The sequence below is a fragment of the Saccharothrix carnea genome, from assembly GCF_003014735.1.
GTDB classification, from domain to species: Bacteria; Actinomycetota; Actinomycetes; order Mycobacteriales; family Pseudonocardiaceae; genus Actinosynnema; species Actinosynnema carneum.
Map to the genome: position 1 here is coordinate 158810 of NZ_PYAX01000010.1, position 18403 is coordinate 177212.

The window sequence follows — 18403 nt, forward strand, 5'->3', positions numbered from 1 at the left end:
TCCTTCGCCGGACGGCCCGCCCGCGCCGTCACAGGGTCGGCGCGGGCGGGCTTCGGTCGGACCGCGTCAGCCGATCAGAGCCGCTGCCACAGCGACGCGGTGTTCGGCGGCTCCCAGCCCACGAGGGACGTGTGGGCCTGGATGCAGCGGTAGTTGACCCCGCCGTAGCTCACCTGGGAGCCGACCGAGTACGCGGTGTTGGGCGCCCACGTGCCGCCCACCGGGGGCGCCGTCGTGGTCGTCGTGGGCCGCGAGGTGGTGGTCGGCGTGGTCGTGGTGGTCGGAGTGCCGCCACCGGAGCCGACCTGCAGGTCGACGCACGAGTAGAACGCCATGGGCGTGTCGGCGATGTTCCAGACGGCCAGCAGCTTGATCCGGCCGGTGCGACCACCGAGGCCCACGTTGTGCGTCACGGTGGCCGCGGGCTGGCGACCGCCGTCGTTGAACTCGGCGATCTTGCTGCCGCCGACGAAGTACTGCCACGTGCTGGTGGAGTGCCGGGCGGTCAGCGTCCAGTTGAACGTCACGCTGTTGCCCACCTGGGTGGTGGGCCAGGCCCGGCTGTCGTCGTTGAGCTGGGCGAACTGGCTCAGCCCGGCGTGGCAGTTGTTCTGGCCCTTCGGGCCCTCGACGCTCTGCGGCTCGTAGACGATCGGGCCGCAGTTCGAGACTCGTCCTTGCGCGCACATCGCTTGCCGGCTGGGCGGCGACGAGATGTAGCCGTGCGCGCTCGCCGTTCCCGCCGACATCACGACGAAGAACGGGGTGATGCCCACGGCGGCGAGGGCCACCGCGAGCTTGCGTTTCAGGCTCATGTGTCCAGCTCCTTCGGAGGAGACCCCTGGCGGGGTCTCCAAGGCAGGGTCCATTTCCGCGGCGGCCGGAACACGCGATCAGTGACGAACCGGGGACGGTGCGTCACTCACCGCGACGTGGTCTAGACCATAATCGTGAACGACATCCGGGTCAAGGATCTGAACCGACTGGTCCAGCCGTCCGTACCCCTGACTGTGAACGCGCATCCCGGTGGCGGTGCCACCGGACCGGCCGCGACCCTCGTCGCGGCGCGGTCGACTCAATTGGCCCGATCGGTGTGATCCGGCGCGTGGTTGGCTGACACTGGTTCCCATGGAGGAGCACAAGGTCATCGCGGACGACGGCCGCGTGTTGTGGGCGGCCGAACTGGGGCACGGGGAGCCGCTGGTGCTGTGCCAGGGCGATCCCGGCCCGCGGGACGTGTTCGACGGGCTCGCCGAGCTGCTGGCCGACCGGGTGCGGGTGATCCGCTGGGACCCGCGCGACGACAGCAGGTCCGCGCCCGACGCGCCGGACGCGACCGCGCGCGCGGTCGCCGACCTCGACGCCGTCAGAAGCCACTTCGGACTGCCCGAAGCGGCTCTGCTCGGCCATTCCCGGGGCGTGGACACCGCGCTGCGCTACGCGTTGGCGCACCCCGACCGGGTCTCGTCGCTGGTCTGCGTCCCCGGCGGCGGACCGGACCGGGACGACCGGGAACTCCTCGCGCGCTGCCGCGGGCTGACCGTGCCGACGTTGATCGTGGACGGCACGGCGGACGCGCGGTCCCGGTGCGCGGCGGACTCGCTGGCCGAGGCGCTGCCGGACGTGGCGCGGGTCGTGCTGCCCGGCGCCGGTCACGTGCCGTGGGTGGAGTCGCCGGGGTCGTTCGGGTGGGCCGTGCTCGCCCACTTGGAGCAGTGAGTCGGGACGGGGGCCGACGCGCGACCCCCGTCCCACCGGTCAGCAGTACAGGTTGTTGCCCGCCGGCACGCCGAGGATGCCGACGAACCGCTGGTAGGCGTCGACGCGGCTCTGGACCTGCGCCGGGTTGCGCCCGCCGCACTCCAGCGACCCGTTGATGCTGCGGATCGTCTCACCGAAGCCGTGCCCGTTGACCATCGCGTTGTGCGGGGTCATCGTGCCGGGGCCGGACTGGGTGTTCCAGTACCAGAGAGCGGTCTTCCAGGCCACCGAGGCGTCGTTCTGCACCAGCCACGGGTTGGTCAGCAGCGGCAGGCCCAGCGCGTCGCCCGCCGCCTTGTAGTTGAAGTTCCAGCTGAGCTGGATGGGACCGCGGCCGTAGTAGGCCGCCTGGCCGGCGGGGCAGCCGTAGGGCTGGCCCGCGTCGCAGTAGTGCGGGTAGTTCGCCTGGTTCTGCTCGACGATGTGGACCAGGCCGCCGGTCTCGTGGTTGGCGTTGGCCAGGAACGCCGCCGCCTCCTGCTTGCGGACGGTGTCCGTACCGGTCTTGGCGAAGCCGGGGTACGCGCTGAGCGCGGCCGTGAGCCCGGCGTAGGTGTAGAACGGGTTCCGGTTCGGGAACATCTGCCGGAACTGCGCCTCGCTCACCACGAACCCGCCCGGCACGGGCGTGCTGGTCGTGGTGGTCGGAGTCGAGCCGCAGGTGTGCGGGTTCCAGTACCAGGTGCTGATGGTCGGGTCGTAGCCCGGGTTGTCGTGCTCGGCGATGTAGTACTTGCCGTCGGTGTAGCGCACGATGCTGCCGGCCGTGTACCACTGGCCCTGCACCCACGCGGGGTGGTCGCAGCTGGACGGCGGAGGCGTGGTGCCACCGCCGCAGGCACCCTGGTCGGCCCAGACCGCGGCCGAGCCGGGGGTCTCGTTCTGGGTCCACCACTTGGCCTGCCAGTTGCGCCCGGCGTGCGACGCCGTCATGCCGCCGGTGTAGACGGCCGACGAGGTCCAAGCCGACGCACAGGCGGCGGCGGAGGCCGTGTTGGCCACCGCGACGGTCAGTGCCGCCCCGACCACGAAAGCGGCGATCGCCGCCACTACGCGGATTCTCGACACAAGATCACTCTTTTCCGTTCGAGCGCCCTCGGACGTGTGACGCTGGCAACTCAACCGGAATGGTCTATACCAGTCAAGAGCGCTACCCGGTTTCGCTCCGCGAACCGACGGATGAGCCGGCGGTTTCGTGAGAGCGCGATCATCGCCGGGGCGCGCCGGTGCTCGCCGAGCGGGACGCCCCGGCCTACCAGGTCGACCCGGCGGCCTGCGGCTGACGCGGTCGGCCGCCGCACGGGAGGGGATTTGGACGCGGCGATCCGGACGAGCGCTTCACCCAACTGTTCGTCCGATCGCCGCGATGTTCTGCGCGGCCAACCGCTACGTCGACGGGCCGGCCACGTGGGCGCCCGACCACCCGGAGGCGTACCGGATGATGGCCGACGAGATCGTGCTCAACGGCTACCCCTCGATCATCGGCATCAGCTGACCGCGCCGGAACCCGACGCGGTCGGCCGGTCACGCCGGAACTCCGCCCACCACCGGCTTTCCGTGCGGTCGATCAGCACGGCGCGGAGGTCGTCGCCGGCGTAAGACTCGATCTCCCCGCGCACCAACGGCCACGGCGGCCCGGTCTCGGGCTCGTCGTCGTCCCGGGCCAGGGCCAGCAGGACGAGCGTGCCGCCGGGCGCGACGAACCGGCGCACGTTCGCGATGGCCGTGGGCCGCACGCCGGCGGGCAGCGACTGGGCGATCAGCACCTCCACCACCACGTCGAAGGCGCCGGACCACTCGGCGGGCGGGTCGAGCACGTCGGCCACCTCGAACCGCGGGGCCGGGAACCGCTCCCGCGCCACGCCCACCGCGGTCGGCGAGACGTCGAACCCGAGGGTGTCGAAACCCAGGCCTGCCAGGAAACCGGCGTCGTGCCCGTACCCGGCGCCGACGACGAGCGCGCGCTTGCCCGTGCCATCCACGTCCTTGAAGCGGTCGAGGATCAGCCGGTGCGGTTCTTCCCGGTCCCACGGCACGTCCACCTCGTCGCGGGCCGCGGCGGCGTAGAGGTCCTCGAACGCCGTGCTCGTGTCGACCGAGCCGAGCCACCGGATCCGCGCGAGCACCTCGTCCCGCCCCGGCTCGGCCACGCCGGTGTGCTCGACGATCGCCGGGACCACCACGTCCCACACGCCCGGCGGCAGCTCGTGCCCGGTGTCCTCCATGAGCAGCAGCCGCGCGCCGGGGATCTCCCGCGCCAACGCCTCGCCGTGCCCCGGCGGGGTCAGCGGGTCCACGTCGCCGTGCAGGACCAGCGTCGGCACCTCGATCGTGCCCAACCGGGACCGCCACGACTCGCCGCCGCCCGCCTGGAAGTGGTTGGCGCTCGACGCGATGTCCGTTGCCCGGTCGAACACCCGGCCCGCTGTCGCACGCGCCGCGTCCACGTCCACCGGCCGAGGTCCGGCGTAGGGTCGTCCCGCCGCCACCAGGTGCTCCACCACGGCCGCGCGGTCGGTCCAGTCGGGCGCGGGCGGCGCGCCGGCGGCGAAGTGCTCCAGCAGCGCGGGCGCCATGGGCGGCAGGTCGGGCGCGTTGGGCCCGGCCGGGCTGCTCGCGATCAAGGTCAGCGACGCCACCCGGTCGGCGAAGTCCAGCGCGAGGAGCTGGGCGAGGCCGCCGCCCATGGAGATGCCGACGACGTTCGCCCGGGGCACCGCCAGGGCGTCGAGCACGCCGACCGCGTCCGCGGCCAGGTCGTGGAACCCGTAGCCCGGCTCGCCCGGCGGGTAGGTCACCGACCGCCCGGTGTCGCGGTGGTCGTACCGGATGACGTACCGCCCGCCGTCCGCCAGCCGCGCGCAGAACCCGTCGGCCCACGACAGCATCGACCCGGTCGCGCCGGCGACCAGCAGCACCGCCGGATCGGCGGGCGTGCCGAAGGTCTCCACGCACAGGTCGGCGCCGTTGGCACGCACGATCCGCTCGGTCACCCGATCACCGTAGTCCGCGCGTGGCCACCGCTCCCCCGGGCTTGATCCGAGTGGTCGAAGCGGCCACCGCCGCCCGGTCCCTTCGGCGGGCCGCGCGTGTCCCACCGCGTCGGCGCCCGATCTCGGAGGGTGTCCGCCACTGCGCCTCCACGAAGGCGGCGCTCATCTCATCGAACTCCGTCGAACGCCTCATGCGCACCCGCACCCGCTGGGAGCGACCGGAGTTAACGCTCACACTCGGTGACCTCCAGTTAACCTGAGGTCAAATCCAGGGTTGTGAATGTGCGACGAGTCACTCTAGAGTCCTGGGAGCGCTCCCAGGGAGCGCTCCCAGAAGCGTCGTCAACCGTCAGAGCAGACGGAGGAGACCCAAGTCCATGAGATCGCTTCCTTCTCCCCGGTGGCGCCGCCAGGCCACCGCAGCCCTCGCACTAGTGGCGGTGAGCGGCGCGCTAGCGTCGGGTACGGCCCACGCAGCCGAGTACGAACGGCTGGTCAACGGCTCGTTCAGCAACGGCTCGGCCGACCCGTGGTGGGCCAGCGCCGGCGTGTCGAACCGGGTCACGAACGGTGAGCTGTGCGCCACGGTCACCGGCGGCACGGTCAACCCGTGGGACTCGCTGATCGGCCAGAACGGCGTGCCGTTCGAGGCAGGCCAGTCCTACACGATGTCGTTCGACGCCTACGCCTCGGTCGCCCGGCCGGCGGCGGCGGTGGCCGGTGAGGGCGTCAGCCCCTACCGGCAGATCGCCAAGCACGACATCGCGCTGACCACGACCAAGCAGCGCTTCACCTTCACGTTCACCTCGGAGCTGGACTTCCCGGACGCGGGTCCCGGCCAGGTGACGTTCCACCTGGGCGCGCAGGCGGCCGACACGACGGTCTGCGTGGACAACGTCTCGCTGATCGGTGGCGTGAAGCCGCCGGGCGGTGACCCGGCCACCCCGGCGAAGAAGATCAACGTCAACCAGGTCGCCTACGTGCCGGGCCTGCCCAAGCAGGCGACGCTGACCTCCGACGCCACGGTCGCGCAGCAGTGGGTGCTGAAGAACTCCGCCGGCACCACGGTGGCGACCGGTACGACCGTGCCGCGCGGGTCCGTCGACCCCGAGTCGGGCGACTCGACGCACCTGATCGACTTCTCGTCGTTCGACACGGCGGGCGCCGGCTACACGCTCACCGTGGGCACCGAGACGAGCTTCCCGTTCGACATCGCGACGGACGAGCTCAAGAAGATGCGCTACGACGCGCTGGCGTACTTCTACCACAACCGCAGCGGCATCCCGATCGAGGCGCAGTACGTGGGCGAGCAGTACGCGCGTCCCGCCGGCCACCTCAACGTGGCGCCGAACCAGGGTGACAACAACGTGCCCTGCCTCGCGACCATCTCGTGCGGCTACACGCTGGACGTGCGCGGCGGCTGGTACGACGCGGGCGACCACGGCAAGTACGTCGTCAACGGCGGCATCTCGGCGTGGCAGGTGCTCAACACCTACGAGCGCGCGGTGCGGATCGGCGACCCGGCCCCGCTGGGCGACGGCAAGCTGAACATCCCGGAGAAGGCCAACGGGGTGCCGGACATCCTGGACGAGGCGCGCTGGGAGGTCGAGTTCCTGCTGAAGATGCAGGCGCCCGACGGCATGGTGCACCACAAGATCCACGACCAGAACTGGACCGGCCTGCCGCTGCTTCCCCACCAGGACCCGCAGGCCCGGCGGCTGTCGGCGACCAGCACGGCCGCGACGCTGAACACGGCGGCCGTGGCGGCGCAGGCGGCCCGCATCTGGAAGACGATCGACCCGGCGTTCTCGGCGAAGGCGCTCGCGGCGGCCACCAAGGCGTACGCGGCGGCGAAGGCGAACCCGAACAAGATCGCCGACCCGAACGACGGCACCGGCGGTGGCTCCTACAGCGACTCGACGCTGACCGACGAGTTCTACTGGGCCGCGGCGGAGATGTTCACCACCACCGGTGAGTCCTCCTACCGCAGCGACCTCACGTCGTCGACGCACTTCAAGGGCAAGAGCATCAACGCCCGCGGCTACGACTGGGGTTCCACCGGCCCGCTGGGCGACATCACGCTGGCCCTCGTGCCCAACGGCCTGCCCGCCGCGGACATCACGGCGATCAAGTCGGCGTTCACGGCGGTCGCGGACGCGCACCTGTCGCAGATGTCGACCCAGGGCTACCCCGCGCCGTACCGCCCGACCGAGGGCTACGACTGGGGTTCCAACGGCCTGATCGCGAACAACATCTCGGTGCTGGCGCTGGCGCACGACTTCACCGGCGCCGCCAAGTACCGCGAGGGCGTGTTCCAGGGCCTGAACTACCTGCTCGGCCGCAACCCGATGTCGTACTCGTACGTCTCGGGCTACGGCGAGCAGCCGGTGAAGAACGTGCACCACCGGCACTGGGCCAACCAGCTGGAGCCGACCTTGCCGACCGCGCCGCCGGGCGCGCTCTCGGGCGGCCCGAACAGCGCGCTGCAGGACCCGATCGCGGCGCGTCTGCTCACCGGCTGCAAGGCGCAGAAGTGCTTCGTCGACCACATCGAGGCGTACTCGGTCAACGAGGTCACGGTCAACTGGAACTCCGCGTTCACGTGGATCGCCAACTGGGCGGCGGAGAAGATCACGACCGCGCCGCCGGTCGACACCACGGCGCCGTCCACCCCGGGCACGCCGGTGGCGTCCGACATCACCACGACGGGCGCGAAGCTGACGTGGACCGCGTCGGCCGACCCGGAGAGCGGCGTCAAGGAGTACGACGTCATCTCCGTCGAGGGTGACGCGCTGCGCGTGGTCGCCACGGTCACCAGCCCGTCGGCGACGCTGACCGGGCTGCGTCCGGACACGGCCTACAAGTTCACCGTGGTGGCGAAGAACGGCGCGAACCTGCGTTCGGCCATGTCGCCGCAGGTGGACGTGCGGACCAAGCCGGACGTGGTGGCGGGCTACTGCAAGGTGGTCTGGCGCGCCTCGACCTGGTCCACGGGCATGTCGGCGAACATCACCGTGACGAACAGCAGCACCCAGCCGTGGAACGGCTGGAAGCTGGAGTTCACCATGCCGGGCAACCAGAAGATCACGCAGGGCTGGTCGGCCACGTGGGCGCAGTCGGGTCAGGCGGCCTCCGCGACGAACGTGTCGTGGAACCGCACCGTGGCGCCCAACGCCTCGGTCAGCATCGGGTTCAACTCCTCCGGGTCGGGCTCGACGGCTCAGCCGACCGACTTCCGGGTGAACGGGAACCCCTGCACGGTGGGGTGACTCCCTGATCGGCCGGTCCGGCACCACGGACCGACCAAGTGACCGGTGGCGGGCTCCCCACGGAGCCCGCCACCGCTCCATTTCCCCCGAGAGTCCAACGCCCACACCGCGAGAGTCCAACGCTCAGCGCGCGAGAGTCCAACGCTCAGGGCGCGAGAGTCCAACGCTCAGGCACCCTGAGTTCAACATTCGGCATACCGGCCGGTCTGCCGAATGTTGAACTCAGGGCTCGCGAACGTTGGACTCTCGAGCCGCGAACGTTGGACTCTCGCGGTTGGGTCAGGGGTTGGCGGCGGCGTCGCGGGAGCGGCGGTCCGGGGGTGGTGGGTCGACCACGACCTTGACCACGGTCTTCAGCCGCTCCAACGGGCCGCGCGGCGGCGGCGAGGCGACGCGTTCCCGCAGCAGCGGCACGCCGTCGCCGTCCAACGCGTCGAGCCCGACCGCACGGCCGCTCATCGCCAGCACCAACGACTCGGCCTCCCCGCGCACCACCGCGCCGCTGCCGGACGCCCAACCGGTGTCCACGGCCTCCAGCCGCAGCCCCGCCAGCCGGGACCCCATCGCGTAACCCGGTGACGGCTTGGCCGCCAGGTGCTGGAACGCCACCCACAGCCGGTCCTCCGGCATGTCCCGCTCGATCCCCAGCGGCAGGCGGACGTCGTAGTCGTGCAACAGGATGTCGGCCAGCACCGGGTCGTAACCCGACCGCGGGATCGTGGTCTTCGACGTCGACCACCGCCGCAGCCGCGCCGTGATCTCCGGGGTGGGCATCCGGGCCGCCTTGGCGGTGAGCTCCCGGTTGAGCCGGTCGAAGTCGGCCGCCATGGACACGATGCCCCAGTACAGCTTGAGCTGGCCGAACTTGAGGTACGTGATCAGGTGCGCGCCGATGTCGTGCACGGTCCACCCCGCCGAGAGGCTGGGCGTGGCCAGTTGGCCGGCGTCCAACCCGTCGAGGAGGTCCGCCATCCGCCGCCGCTCTTCAACGAGCATGTCGTGGACCTTCATCCGTCCACGCTAGGCGGTGCCGCCGATCTTCGGCTTATCCCGACTTGCGGACTTCAGCGCCGCCAGGAACCGCTCCGGCGCGTCACGCAGCACGTTGTGCCCGGCGGGCCGAGCCTCGACGTGCCAGGTCGGGTCGTCACGCAGCCGTTCGCAGGTGCGAGCCGGGCTACCCGGTGGACGGCACCACCGGCTTCGGCGGCGGATCGCGGCGGTGCGGGAGGCGATCGCGGTGATGTCGGTGGACAGGCCGGTGTCCGACCCGGCGGCGCTGGGCGCGCCGGGACCACGAGGTGGTCGCGTTCACGCGGGCTGCGCGTGCGCTGACCACCGCCCCTTGCCGGTACACGTGCACGGCGGTGGTCGACGCGCTCGCGGACGTGGTCCGGTCACGGCTGGTGGTGGCGTTGCCCGGCCGGGTGGAGCCGGTCGACGACCGGACGTGCCGGGTGCGGTTGGGCGCGGACGCGATCGAGCACGTGGCCGCCGACCTGCTGCTGCTCGGCGCTCCCTACACGCTCGACGCGTCACCGGAGGTGCTGGCCGCGTTGCGCTCGGCCGGGTCGGGGCTCACCGGTAGGCGTCCTGGCCCACCGGGCGCACCAGGATCTCGTTGACGTCCACGTGCGAGGGCTGGCTCACCGCGTACAGCACGGCGCGGGCCACGTCCTCGGGCGCGAGCTTCGGGTCGCCGGCGCGCGACGGCGGGATGCCGCCGGTGTCGGTCAGGCCCGGCTGCACCAGCGTGACGCGGACGCCCGTGCCGACGCACTCGGCCCGGATCGCCTGCGCCAGCCCCGTCACCGCCCACTTCGTCGCCGAGTAGAGGTTCCCCGGCCGCACACCGCGCCCGGCCGCCGACCCGGTCAGCACCAGGTGCCCGGCGTGGCGCATCAAGGCGGGCATCGCCGCCCGCGCGGTGAACGCGGGGCCGCACACGTTGGTCAGCACCATGTCGCTCCACTCGGCGGGCGGCGCGCCGGCGGTCGAGGTGAACGACGTGGTCACGCTCGTGCCCGCGTTGGCGAACACCACGTCGAGGCTCCCCCACTCCTCCTCGACCCGCCCCACCAGGGCCGCGACCTGGTCGTACTCCCGCACGTCGCACGAGGCCACCCAGACCCGGTCCGGTCCGCCGAGCCGGGCCGCGGGTTCCGCCAGCGACGCCGTGTCCCGCGCGGTCAGGACCAGCCGGTACCCCGCTTCGGCGGCCATCCGTGCGGTCGCCGCGCCGATGCCACGGCTGGCGCCCGTCACCAGGAACACCCCTTGTGCCATGCCCGGAGGTTACCGCTGGTTAGATCCAAATCACCGGATCGGAGCAACAGTTGAGCCGTCCGTGGCGTCTTCAGGGGAGTATCCGCATGATTGGGGGCACATGAACATCAACCGCAGGTTCGCGCTGGGGCTCGGTTCGGTCGCGGCGGCGAGCGCCGTGCTCGGTTCGACCGCCGGCACGGCCCAGGCGCAGACCACCGAGGCGGAGTGGGACGCGTTGATCCCGACGACGGCCGACCAGGCACGCCGCAAGATCGCGTGGAAGTATTCCGCGCTGGTGTCGCGCGCGCGTGGCACGTGGTCGTCCTACATCGGCGTGGCCGACCCGGACGGCACGGTGAAGCCCGCCGTCGAGGACCAGGCCGACCGCGTGGTCGAGGCGTACAGCGTGAACAAGATCGCGGTCGCGGTGGCCGTGCTGGACAAGGTCGACCGTGGCCTGGTCACGCTGGACCAGCGGGTCGACGTCACGCAGGCCATCGTCATCCAGGACACGGACGGCATCTTCGGGCTGGACGGCGCGTACCCGAGTTCGGTGACGGTCGGGCACGCGCTGGCGGCGTTGCTGACGGTGTCGGACAACACGGCCGTGCGGCTGTGCGGCCTGGTCGTGCCCGCGTTGGAGCTGAACGAGATCCTGCGCTCCAAGGGATTCGTGCACACGCAGGTCGTGCCGGTCGCCAACCCGAACCGGTTCTTCCTGGGCACCACCACGCCCCGGGAGACGTTCACGCTGCTGCGCAGGCTCGCGGCGGGTGAGCTGCTGTCGCCGGCGTCCACCGAGCACCTGCTGAAGGTGCTGCGGTCGTTGACGTCGTTCACGGACGGCGTCCGGCTCAACCTGTCGTCGGCGGAGCGGTTGAACGTGGCGACGAAGGCGGGCTGGTTCAACGACGGCCGCAACGAGGCCGGGATCGTCTTCGACGCGGCGGGCAAGCCGATCATCACGTTCGCGCTGTTCGCCTCGGGCCAGTTCGCCGGCGACCAGGCGGCCAACGCCGACAACTACAGCGCCACCCACCCGGCCCTGCGCGCCCGCGCCGCCCTGGGCCGGACGCTGTACGACTCGGTCCTGCGGATCACCGCGAACACCCCGCGCACCTACCGCGCCCAGCCGTACCGGCCGAGCAACGGCGGCTGACCACAACGGTGGAGCCCGCCCGTGCTGTCGGGGCGGGCTCCACCGTTGTCAGGAGTCCTTGAGGCCGGCCAGGAACTTCCGCCACTCCCCCATCGGGAAGGACAGCGTCGGTCCTGCGGGGTTCTTGGAGTCCCTCGTGGCGACTCCCTCCCCCACGGGTGCCACTTCGACGCAGGCTTCGCCATCCCCGCTGTAGCTGCTCTTGCGCCAGGCCACAGTCACCCGAACCTCCTTCGTCCCTGACGGTTGGCGATCTCGGCGATCAGCTTGACCGAGTCGTCAGGGCTCTTGGCCACCGCCACCAGGTGATCGAAGTTGTCCCGGAAGCGCTCAATGTCGGAGTCAGACTCCAAAAATATCTCACCGGCCTGGCTGTCGATGTAGACCAAGTCGGTGTCCAGTGGATCATCGAAGTCCAGGATGACGAACTGGCCCGGCATACCGAGATGGGCACCTGCGCTGAACGGGACGACCTGGATCGTCGTGTCCGGAGCCGTGGCCGCTTCGAGCAGGTGCCCGAGCTGCGCCCGCATGACCTCCGGTCCACCCACCTCGTAGTGCAGCGCGGCCTCGTCGATGATCGCCCAGAGCTTGAGCGGCCGCTCCTTGGTCAGGAGCGCCTGTCGCTCCATCCGAGCCCTCACCCGGCCCTCGACCTGCACTTTGTCTACTGTATACAAAACTCCGCATACCATAGCCCGCGCGTAGTCCTCGGTCTGGAGCAGGCCCGGGATGAACATCCCCGCGTAGTTGCGGACGCCATGCGCCTCACGCTCGAAGCTGATGTAGGTCGTGTACTCCTCGCGCAGATCCTCGTGCCACGGCTGGATCCAGCCTTCTCCCGCCGACTGCTTGTAGAGCGCCTTCAAGCGGAGCTGTTCGTCCGTGGGGACTCCGTACAGCTTGAGCAGCATGTCGAAGGTCCGGAACTGCGGGCGCGACCGTGCCGTCTCGATGCGGTAGAGGGTGGTGGCGTGCAGGCCGGTCCGTTCTTCCACGTCCTCCCGGCGCAGGCCGGTGTCGTCGCGAAGTCGTCTGAGCTGACCGGCCAACCTGCGCAGTCGGATGGTCGGCGTGCTCTTCTTCGCGCCCACGGTGACAGTCCTCCTCGATGCTGCGCGGCGAACGCAAGGCCCCTCTTTGCGTTTTTTGCCATCCACCTCGGATGTGGGCAGCCTTGCGGGCAGTCACGGTATCGGCGACGCAGCGTAATCACCACCGGCTGGACCAGTGGGGCGAAGGAAGACGCATGACCGAGCAGGAGTTCACCGAGCTGGTGCAAGAAGTCGCGCACGACGAAGCGCCACGGCTGTTCGCGATCGTGGAGGAGTACGGCGAACGGGAAAGCGTGCGCGTGGCCGGTTACGGCGTCGCGTTCGAGGACCGAGCCGAGGTCAGCGGTGTGGAAGGCGGCTTCCGCCTCAGCTCCCGCAGCCCCGAGAACGCCCGCGCCCTGTTCGAACTCAGCTCACGCTCGGCCGGCACGCGCCGGACGCACCTGGTGTGGCTCCGCTAGGAGGCCGGGTGGCGCGGTCCGCCACCCGGCTCGTCAGGCGACTACTTCGACGGCACCTTCGGGATTTCCTGCGTCGGGCTCTCGTCCGCGGGCGGGTTCTGCGGGTCGTGGGGGTTCTTCTGGTCCGCGTTCGCCATGGTCGTTCCTCTCGTTCGTGACATGAGTGGTCGCAGGGCGGTCGGGGTGGGGGATGACCAGGACCGTGACGTCGTCACGGCTGCCGCGCGCGCGTGCCGCGGCGTGCAGTTCCTCGGCGCACCGTTGCGGGTCGTCGCCGTGTTCGAGGAGCAGTGCCCGCAACTCGTCGTGGGGCAGCTTCAGGCCATCGGACGCGAGGACCAGCAGCCGGGCGTTCGCCTCGAAGCCCTCGACGCCGTAGAGCGGGACGCGGCCGAGGTGGTGGCGCAGCTTGTGGTCGTGGGCGGCGGCCTCGGCGTCGGGGACGCCTTGTTGCCGCAGTTCTTCGCCGAGGGTGTGCGGGGTCGTGAAGCGGCGCAGTGTTCCGTCGTCCTTGAGGCCGTAGGCCGAGCTGTCACCGGCGTAGGCGATGCGCCAGTCCTCACCCGCCCGGACCGAGGCCACGACGATCGCACCGCCGGGCTCGGTGCTGTCGTCGTCCAGGTCGGCATAAGGTGCCGCGGCTGCGGCGACGCCGAGCACGGGTGTCTGGCGGGCGGCCATGCGCGCGGCGACGGCCGCGGTGGTGCGGGCGAAGTCGGCGACCTCCGGTGTCGAGCCGATCCCGTCCACCACCGCCGCGGCGAACGTGCCGCGGTACCAGTGCCGGGCGTGGGCGTCGGCGTTGAGCGGACGGTTCGGGCCTTGGGAGGTCGCCACTCCCGGTTGGATGCGCGCGCCGAGGTCGGCCGGGTCGGTCATGGTCGGATCTTCGCGCAGCCGCCGTCACCTGTGGAGGTGGACGCGTGACGCGGTCGGGTGATTCCAACTCGCTGCGATGTATCCAGTGCGCACCGTGACCCTCCGGTACTGCAGGGGGTGAACGATGACCGACCTGCTGCACGCACGTGCCGAACAGCGGGAGGCGCGTCCTCCGTTGCGCCGGTCGCACGAGATCCAGGGGAACGTGCTGGCCGCGTTCAACAAGGACCACCAGCTGTTCCGGTTCGTCCGCTTCACCGACGACAGACTGGGCCGCACCTGGCTCGCCGCCCTGCTCGGGCACGTCGCCACCACGGCCGACGTCGAGGACTTCAACGAGGTCTTCTCCCTCGGCCGCACGATGTTCGGCGGCGACCCGCCGGGTCTCAAGGCCACCTGGGCGAACGTGTCGCTCACGCCCGAGGGCCTGGTCGAGCTGAGCATCAACCCCGACGCGACGCGCGAAGACCTCCGCGAGCACTTCCCGCACACCGCCGAACAGGCGGCGCGGGCCAACGGTGACACCGGCGACTCGGCGCCCGTGCACTGGCTGTTCGGCCGCGCGGAGCAGCACGTCCACGCCGTGGTCACGGTCGCGTCCGACGACCCGGACCGGCTGGCCGAGACCGCGCGCAACCTGGACGTGCTCGACACCCTGCTCGGCGTCACGACGGTCCACGAGCAGCACGCCGCCACGCTCCCGGGCGAGCGGCGCGGGCGCGAGCACTTCGGCTACAAGGACGGCGTCTCGCAGCCCGGCGTGCGCGGCTTCCACCACGAGGACCCCGAACGGCCCGGTCACCGCACGGGACGGCCCGGGGAACTGCTGGTGAACGCGGGCGAGTTCGTGTTCGGCCACCCGACCGAGTCGCCCCGCCCACCGGCCGCCGCCTGGCTGACCGATGGCTCGATCCAGGTGGTCCGCCGCCTCACCCAGGACGTCGACGGCTGGCAGGACGCCGTCGAAGCCCGCGGGATCGGCCCGGAGCTGATCGGCAGGCACCCGGACGGCCGCCCGCTGGCGGCGAGCCGGGGCCGCAACGACTTCGACTACGCCGACGACCCGGTGGGTGCGGCGACACCGTGCCCGGCGCACATCCGCAAGACCAACCCGCGCGCGTTCACGCACCGGACGCCCCGGCAGCACCGGATCCTGCGCCGGGGCCTCCCGTTCGGCTCACCCGACGACGGCGAGCGCGGCCTGGTGTTCGTGGCGCACTGCACGTCGTTGGCGGAGCAGTTCGAGTTCATCCAGCGGACCTGGGCGAACAACCCCGACTTCACGCCGGGCGAGCGCGGCGCGCCCACCGGTGTCGACCCGGTCGTCGGCGGCCGGTTCGTGCGGACCACCGGCGCGCTGTACGCGCTGGTGCCCTCGGTGAGCACGCTGCGACTGCTCGCCGCGGGCCGGGAACTGCCCCGCTAAGGGGTCACGGGAAGCCGGTCGTGGCCGCCGTCCACGACCGGCTCCCACCCGGTCGCGTGCCGCCGCACCAGGTCCGCCGCGACCGAGTCGAACGGCCGCGCCCACACCTCCTCGTTGAACACCTCGACCTCGACGTACCCGTCGTACCCGGTCGCGGCGACCAGCGAGGTCAGCCCGACCAGGTCGATGTGCCCGTCACCGGGCAGCCCGCGCCCCAGCAGCACGTCGGCGGGCAGCGGCGTGACCCAGTCGCACACCTGGTAGGAGTGGATGCGCGGACCGGCCCGCCGCACGTCGGCCGCCAGCGCCGGGTCCCACCACACGTGCAGGGCGTCCACGACGACCCCGACGACCTCCGCCGGGTACGGCGCGGCCAGTTCCAGCGCCTGGCCCAACGTCGACACCACACCGCGGTCGGCGCAGAACATCGGGTGCATCGGCTCCAACGCCAACCGCACCCCGGCCGATGCCGCGTACGGCGCCAGCACTTCCAGCGCGGACGCGACGCGCCACCGCGCCGCCACTAGGTCGCGGTCCGGCACCCCACCGGGCACCAGCACCAGGCACTGCCCGCCCAGCGCGGCGGTCTCGTCGATGGCCCGCCGGTTGTCGTCCAGCCGCTGGTCGACCCCGGTGAAGAACCCGCCGCGGCACAGCGACGAGACCTCCAGCCCGGCGGACGCCACCAGCGCCGCGGTCCGCTCCAGGCCGTACTCGGCCACCGGGTCGCGCCACAGCCCCACCGCCGGGATCCCGTTGCGCACGCACACGTCGACCACTTCGGGCACGGACGCCCGCTTCACCGTGGCCTGGTTCAGCGACAGCTTCACGTCAGCACGTCCAGGAGTCGTCCCCACCGCCGGGCGGCGAGGTCCGGGTCGGGCAGCAGCCCGGCCAGGTCCGCCAGCCTCAGCGCCTCGCCGAGGTGCACCACGTCGCGGGCCGACTGCAGCCCGCCGACCATGCCGAACGCGTCCTGGAACCCGCCCAGCCACGCCAGGAACACCACACCGGTCTTGTAGTGGTAGGTCGGCGCGCCGAAGATGTGCCGGGACAACGCGACGGTCGGCTCCAGCACCTCGTCGTACCTCGCCCGGTCGCCCGCGTCCAACGCCCGCAGCGCGGTGGACGCGGCCGGCGCGATGGCGTCGAAGATGCCCAGCAACGCGTCGCTGTGCCCTTCGGCGTCGCCCGCGATCAGCTCCGGGTAGTTGAAGTCGTCACCGGTGTAGCACCGCACCCCTTCGGGCAGCGCCCGCCGCAGGCCGACCTCGTGCGAGGCGTCCAGCAGCGACACCTTCACCCCGTCCACCTTGTCGGGGTAGGCCTTGATCAGGTCCAGGAAGTGCCCGGTCGCCGTGGGGATGTCCGCCGAGCCCCAGTAGCCCTCCAGGGCCGGGTCGAACGCCGTGCCGAGCCAGTGCAGGACGACCGGCTGGTCGACCTCCTCCAGCAGCGCCCCGTACACCTTCTGGTAGTCCTCGGGCCCGCGCGCCTGTGCGGCCAGCTTCCGGCTGCACATCAGGATCGGCTGCGCGCCCGCGTCCACCACGGCCGCCAACTGCTCCCGGTACGCGGTCAGCGGGTCCTCGGTGTCGTGGTCCGTGCCGACGCCCGCCGCCAACCGCCCGGACGCGATCTCCGCGCTGCGCCGGATCAGCTCCAGCGCCGTGTCCCAGTCCAGGCCCATGCCGCGCTGCGCGGTGTCCATGGCCTCGGCGACGCCGAAACCGTGCTCCCACAACCGCACCCGGTAGGCGAGCGTGGCGTCCCAGTCGAGCACCGCGGGCGCGCCGGGCACGTTGGCCGCGAACGGGTCGGCGACCACGTGCGCCGCCGCGAACGCGACCCGCGACTCGAACGCGCCGGGGTCCCACGTCTTCGGCGGGGACAGCGTGTGCTCGCGGAACGTGCCGTCGCGGCCGGGCAGCTGCACCGAGGTCATGCCGGCACCTCGATCCGGCGGCCGGTGCGGGAGGACTCCAGGCCCAGCGCGGCCAGCCGGATCGTGCGCACCCCGGAGTGGAAGTCGTGCGAGTAGGGCGCGTCGACGGCGACGTGCTCGAGGAACTCCGCCCACTGCACCATGAACCCGTTGTCGAACACCTCGTTGTCCGGCACCTCCTGCCACAGCGAGCGGAAGTCGATCGACTGCGGCACGTCCGGGTCCCACACCGGCTTCGGCGTGATCTCCCGCGTCTGGACCCGGCAGTTGCGCAGCCCGGCCACCGCGCTGCCGTGCGTGCCGTCCACGTGGAACTCGACCAGCTCGTCGCGGTTCACCCGGGTCGCCCACGACGAGTTCACCTGCGCCACCACGCCGCCCGCCATCTCGAAGATCGCGTAGGCCGCGTCGTCGGCGGTCGCCTCGTACGGCTCGCCGTTCTCGTCCCACCGGGTCGGGATGTGCGTGACGGCCCGCGCGGTCACCGCCTCCACCGGGCCGAGCAGCCCTTCCAGCAGGTAGCTCCAGTGGCAGAACATGTCCACGACGATCCCGCCGCCGTCCTCGGCGCGGTAGTTCCACGACGGCCGCTGCGCGCTCTGCCAGTCGCCCTCGAACACCCAGTAGCCGAACTCGCCGCGCACCGACAGCACCCGGCCGAAGAAGCCGCCGTCCAGCAGGCGCTTGAGCTTGCGGATGCCCGGCAGGTAGAGCTTGTCGGCGACCACGCCGTGCTTGACGCCCGCCGCGTCGGCGTGCCGGGCCAGCTCCAGCACCTCCTCGGGCGTGGCCGCGACGGGCTTCTCGCTGTAGACGTGCTTGCCCGCGTCGATCGCCGCGGTGAGCGAGGCGGCGTGCGCGGAGGTGACCTGGCCCTCGAAGTAGACCGAGACGTCCGGGTCGCTCAGCGCGGCGTCGAGGTCGGTGGTCCAGCGGGGCAGGTCGTGCCGCTCCGCGATCTCCTTCAGCTTGGCGGCGTTGCGGCCGACCAGCAGCGGCTCGGGGACCAGCACGTCGTCACCGATCCTGACCCCGCCGCGCTCGCGGAGGGCCAGGATCGACCGGACGAGGTGCTGTCGGTACCCCATCCGCCCCGTGACCCCGTTCAACGCGACGCCGATCGTGCGCACCGCCATGCGTACACCCCGCTCAAGTCCGTGGAAAGCGCTTTCCAACACGCTACGGTC

At 71.5% G+C, this 18403-nt stretch carries 18 protein-coding genes; 7 read left to right on the top strand and 11 right to left on the bottom strand.

The window, feature by feature from the left end:
- Positions 1–74: 74 nt before the first annotated feature.
- On the bottom strand, positions 75–815 hold the full coding sequence (locus B0I31_RS28105; protein WP_106618393.1) for a lytic polysaccharide monooxygenase: 741 nt from the start codon (positions 813–815) through the stop codon (positions 75–77).
- Between the two features lie 313 nt (positions 816–1128).
- Here B0I31_RS28105 and B0I31_RS28110 point away from each other — a divergent pair, with 313 nt between their 5' ends.
- On the top strand, positions 1129–1719 hold the full coding sequence (locus B0I31_RS28110) for an alpha/beta fold hydrolase (protein ID WP_106618394.1): 591 nt from the start codon (positions 1129–1131) through the stop codon (positions 1717–1719).
- A gap of 39 nt (positions 1720–1758) precedes the next feature.
- On the opposite strand, the gene B0I31_RS28115 is transcribed toward B0I31_RS28110, so the two are convergent.
- Complete coding sequence (locus B0I31_RS28115; protein ID WP_106618395.1) at positions 1759–2829, bottom strand: glycoside hydrolase family 19 protein; 1071 nt, start codon at positions 2827–2829, stop codon at positions 1759–1761.
- Positions 2830–3127: 298 nt separating this feature from the next.
- Between B0I31_RS28115 and B0I31_RS42695 the strand changes: the two genes are divergently transcribed.
- Complete coding sequence (locus tag B0I31_RS42695) at positions 3128–3256, top strand: hypothetical protein (protein ID WP_281262321.1); 129 nt, start codon at positions 3128–3130, stop codon at positions 3254–3256.
- Here the strand turns inward: B0I31_RS42695 and B0I31_RS28125 are convergent.
- Positions 3249–4754, bottom strand: coding sequence for an alpha/beta fold hydrolase (locus B0I31_RS28125; protein WP_106618396.1), 1506 nt, complete (start codon positions 4752–4754; stop codon positions 3249–3251). The genes B0I31_RS42695 and B0I31_RS28125 overlap by 8 nt on opposite strands.
- 440 nt (positions 4755–5194) lie before the next feature.
- Here B0I31_RS28125 and B0I31_RS28130 point away from each other — a divergent pair, with 440 nt between their 5' ends.
- Complete coding sequence (locus tag B0I31_RS28130; RefSeq protein WP_245950492.1) at positions 5195–8023, top strand: glycoside hydrolase family 9 protein; 2829 nt, start codon at positions 5195–5197, stop codon at positions 8021–8023.
- A gap of 279 nt (positions 8024–8302) precedes the next feature.
- Here the strand turns inward: B0I31_RS28130 and B0I31_RS28135 are convergent, their stop codons facing one another.
- Positions 8303–9034, bottom strand: a complete 732-nt coding sequence (locus B0I31_RS28135) for a maleylpyruvate isomerase family mycothiol-dependent enzyme (protein WP_106618398.1) — start codon at positions 9032–9034, stop codon at positions 8303–8305.
- Between the two features lie 290 nt (positions 9035–9324).
- Here B0I31_RS28135 and B0I31_RS28140 point away from each other — a divergent pair, with 290 nt between their 5' ends.
- On the top strand, positions 9325–9648 hold the full coding sequence (locus tag B0I31_RS28140; RefSeq protein WP_106618399.1) for a hypothetical protein: 324 nt from the start codon (positions 9325–9327) through the stop codon (positions 9646–9648).
- Here the strand turns inward: B0I31_RS28140 and B0I31_RS28145 are convergent.
- Positions 9602–10309, bottom strand: coding sequence for an SDR family oxidoreductase (locus B0I31_RS28145; protein WP_106618400.1), 708 nt, complete (start codon positions 10307–10309; stop codon positions 9602–9604). The genes B0I31_RS28140 and B0I31_RS28145 overlap by 47 nt on opposite strands.
- 100 nt (positions 10310–10409) lie before the next feature.
- Here B0I31_RS28145 and B0I31_RS28150 point away from each other — a divergent pair, with 100 nt between their 5' ends.
- Positions 10410–11450, top strand: coding sequence for a serine hydrolase (locus tag B0I31_RS28150; protein ID WP_245950494.1), 1041 nt, complete (start codon positions 10410–10412; stop codon positions 11448–11450).
- Positions 11451–11498: 48 nt separating this feature from the next.
- On the opposite strand, the gene B0I31_RS42700 is transcribed toward B0I31_RS28150, so the two are convergent.
- On the bottom strand, positions 11499–11672 hold the full coding sequence (locus B0I31_RS42700) for a DUF397 domain-containing protein (RefSeq protein ID WP_106618402.1): 174 nt from the start codon (positions 11670–11672) through the stop codon (positions 11499–11501).
- Complete coding sequence (locus tag B0I31_RS28160) at positions 11669–12544, bottom strand: helix-turn-helix domain-containing protein (protein ID WP_219910833.1); 876 nt, start codon at positions 12542–12544, stop codon at positions 11669–11671. The genes B0I31_RS42700 and B0I31_RS28160 overlap by 4 nt, the downstream gene beginning before the upstream one ends.
- Before the next feature lie 155 nt (positions 12545–12699).
- On the opposite strand from B0I31_RS28160, the gene B0I31_RS28165 reads away from it, so the two are divergent.
- Positions 12700–12966, top strand: a complete 267-nt coding sequence (locus B0I31_RS28165) for a hypothetical protein (RefSeq protein WP_106618403.1) — start codon at positions 12700–12702, stop codon at positions 12964–12966.
- Positions 12967–12999: 33 nt separating this feature from the next.
- Here the strand turns inward: B0I31_RS28165 and B0I31_RS28170 are convergent, their stop codons facing one another.
- On the bottom strand, positions 13000–13845 hold the full coding sequence (locus B0I31_RS28170) for a PP2C family protein-serine/threonine phosphatase (RefSeq protein WP_106618404.1): 846 nt from the start codon (positions 13843–13845) through the stop codon (positions 13000–13002).
- Positions 13846–13969: 124 nt separating this feature from the next.
- On the opposite strand from B0I31_RS28170, the gene B0I31_RS28175 reads away from it, so the two are divergent.
- Positions 13970–15271 carry a Dyp-type peroxidase gene (locus B0I31_RS28175; protein ID WP_106618405.1) on the top strand — a complete coding sequence of 434 codons (1302 nt, stop codon included), beginning with the start codon at positions 13970–13972 and terminating at the stop codon, positions 15269–15271.
- Here the strand turns inward: B0I31_RS28175 and B0I31_RS28180 are convergent.
- Genes B0I31_RS28180 through B0I31_RS28190 form a run of 3 tightly spaced genes read right to left on the bottom strand, consistent with a single transcriptional unit; the run spans position 15268 to position 18352 of the window.
- A complete protein-coding gene (locus B0I31_RS28180) occupies positions 15268–16101 on the bottom strand; it encodes a sugar phosphate isomerase/epimerase family protein (RefSeq protein WP_245950498.1) in 834 nt (277 codons plus the stop codon). The genes B0I31_RS28175 and B0I31_RS28180 overlap by 4 nt on opposite strands.
- Positions 16098–17216, bottom strand: coding sequence for a dihydrodipicolinate synthase family protein (locus B0I31_RS28185; protein ID WP_106618407.1), 1119 nt, complete (start codon positions 17214–17216; stop codon positions 16098–16100). The genes B0I31_RS28180 and B0I31_RS28185 overlap by 4 nt, the downstream gene beginning before the upstream one ends.
- Positions 17213–18352: a Gfo/Idh/MocA family protein gene (locus B0I31_RS28190; protein WP_106618408.1), complete on the bottom strand. Its 1140-nt coding sequence runs from the start codon at positions 18350–18352 to the stop codon at positions 17213–17215. The genes B0I31_RS28185 and B0I31_RS28190 overlap by 4 nt, the downstream gene beginning before the upstream one ends.
- Between the last annotated feature and the right edge of the window lie 51 nt (positions 18353–18403).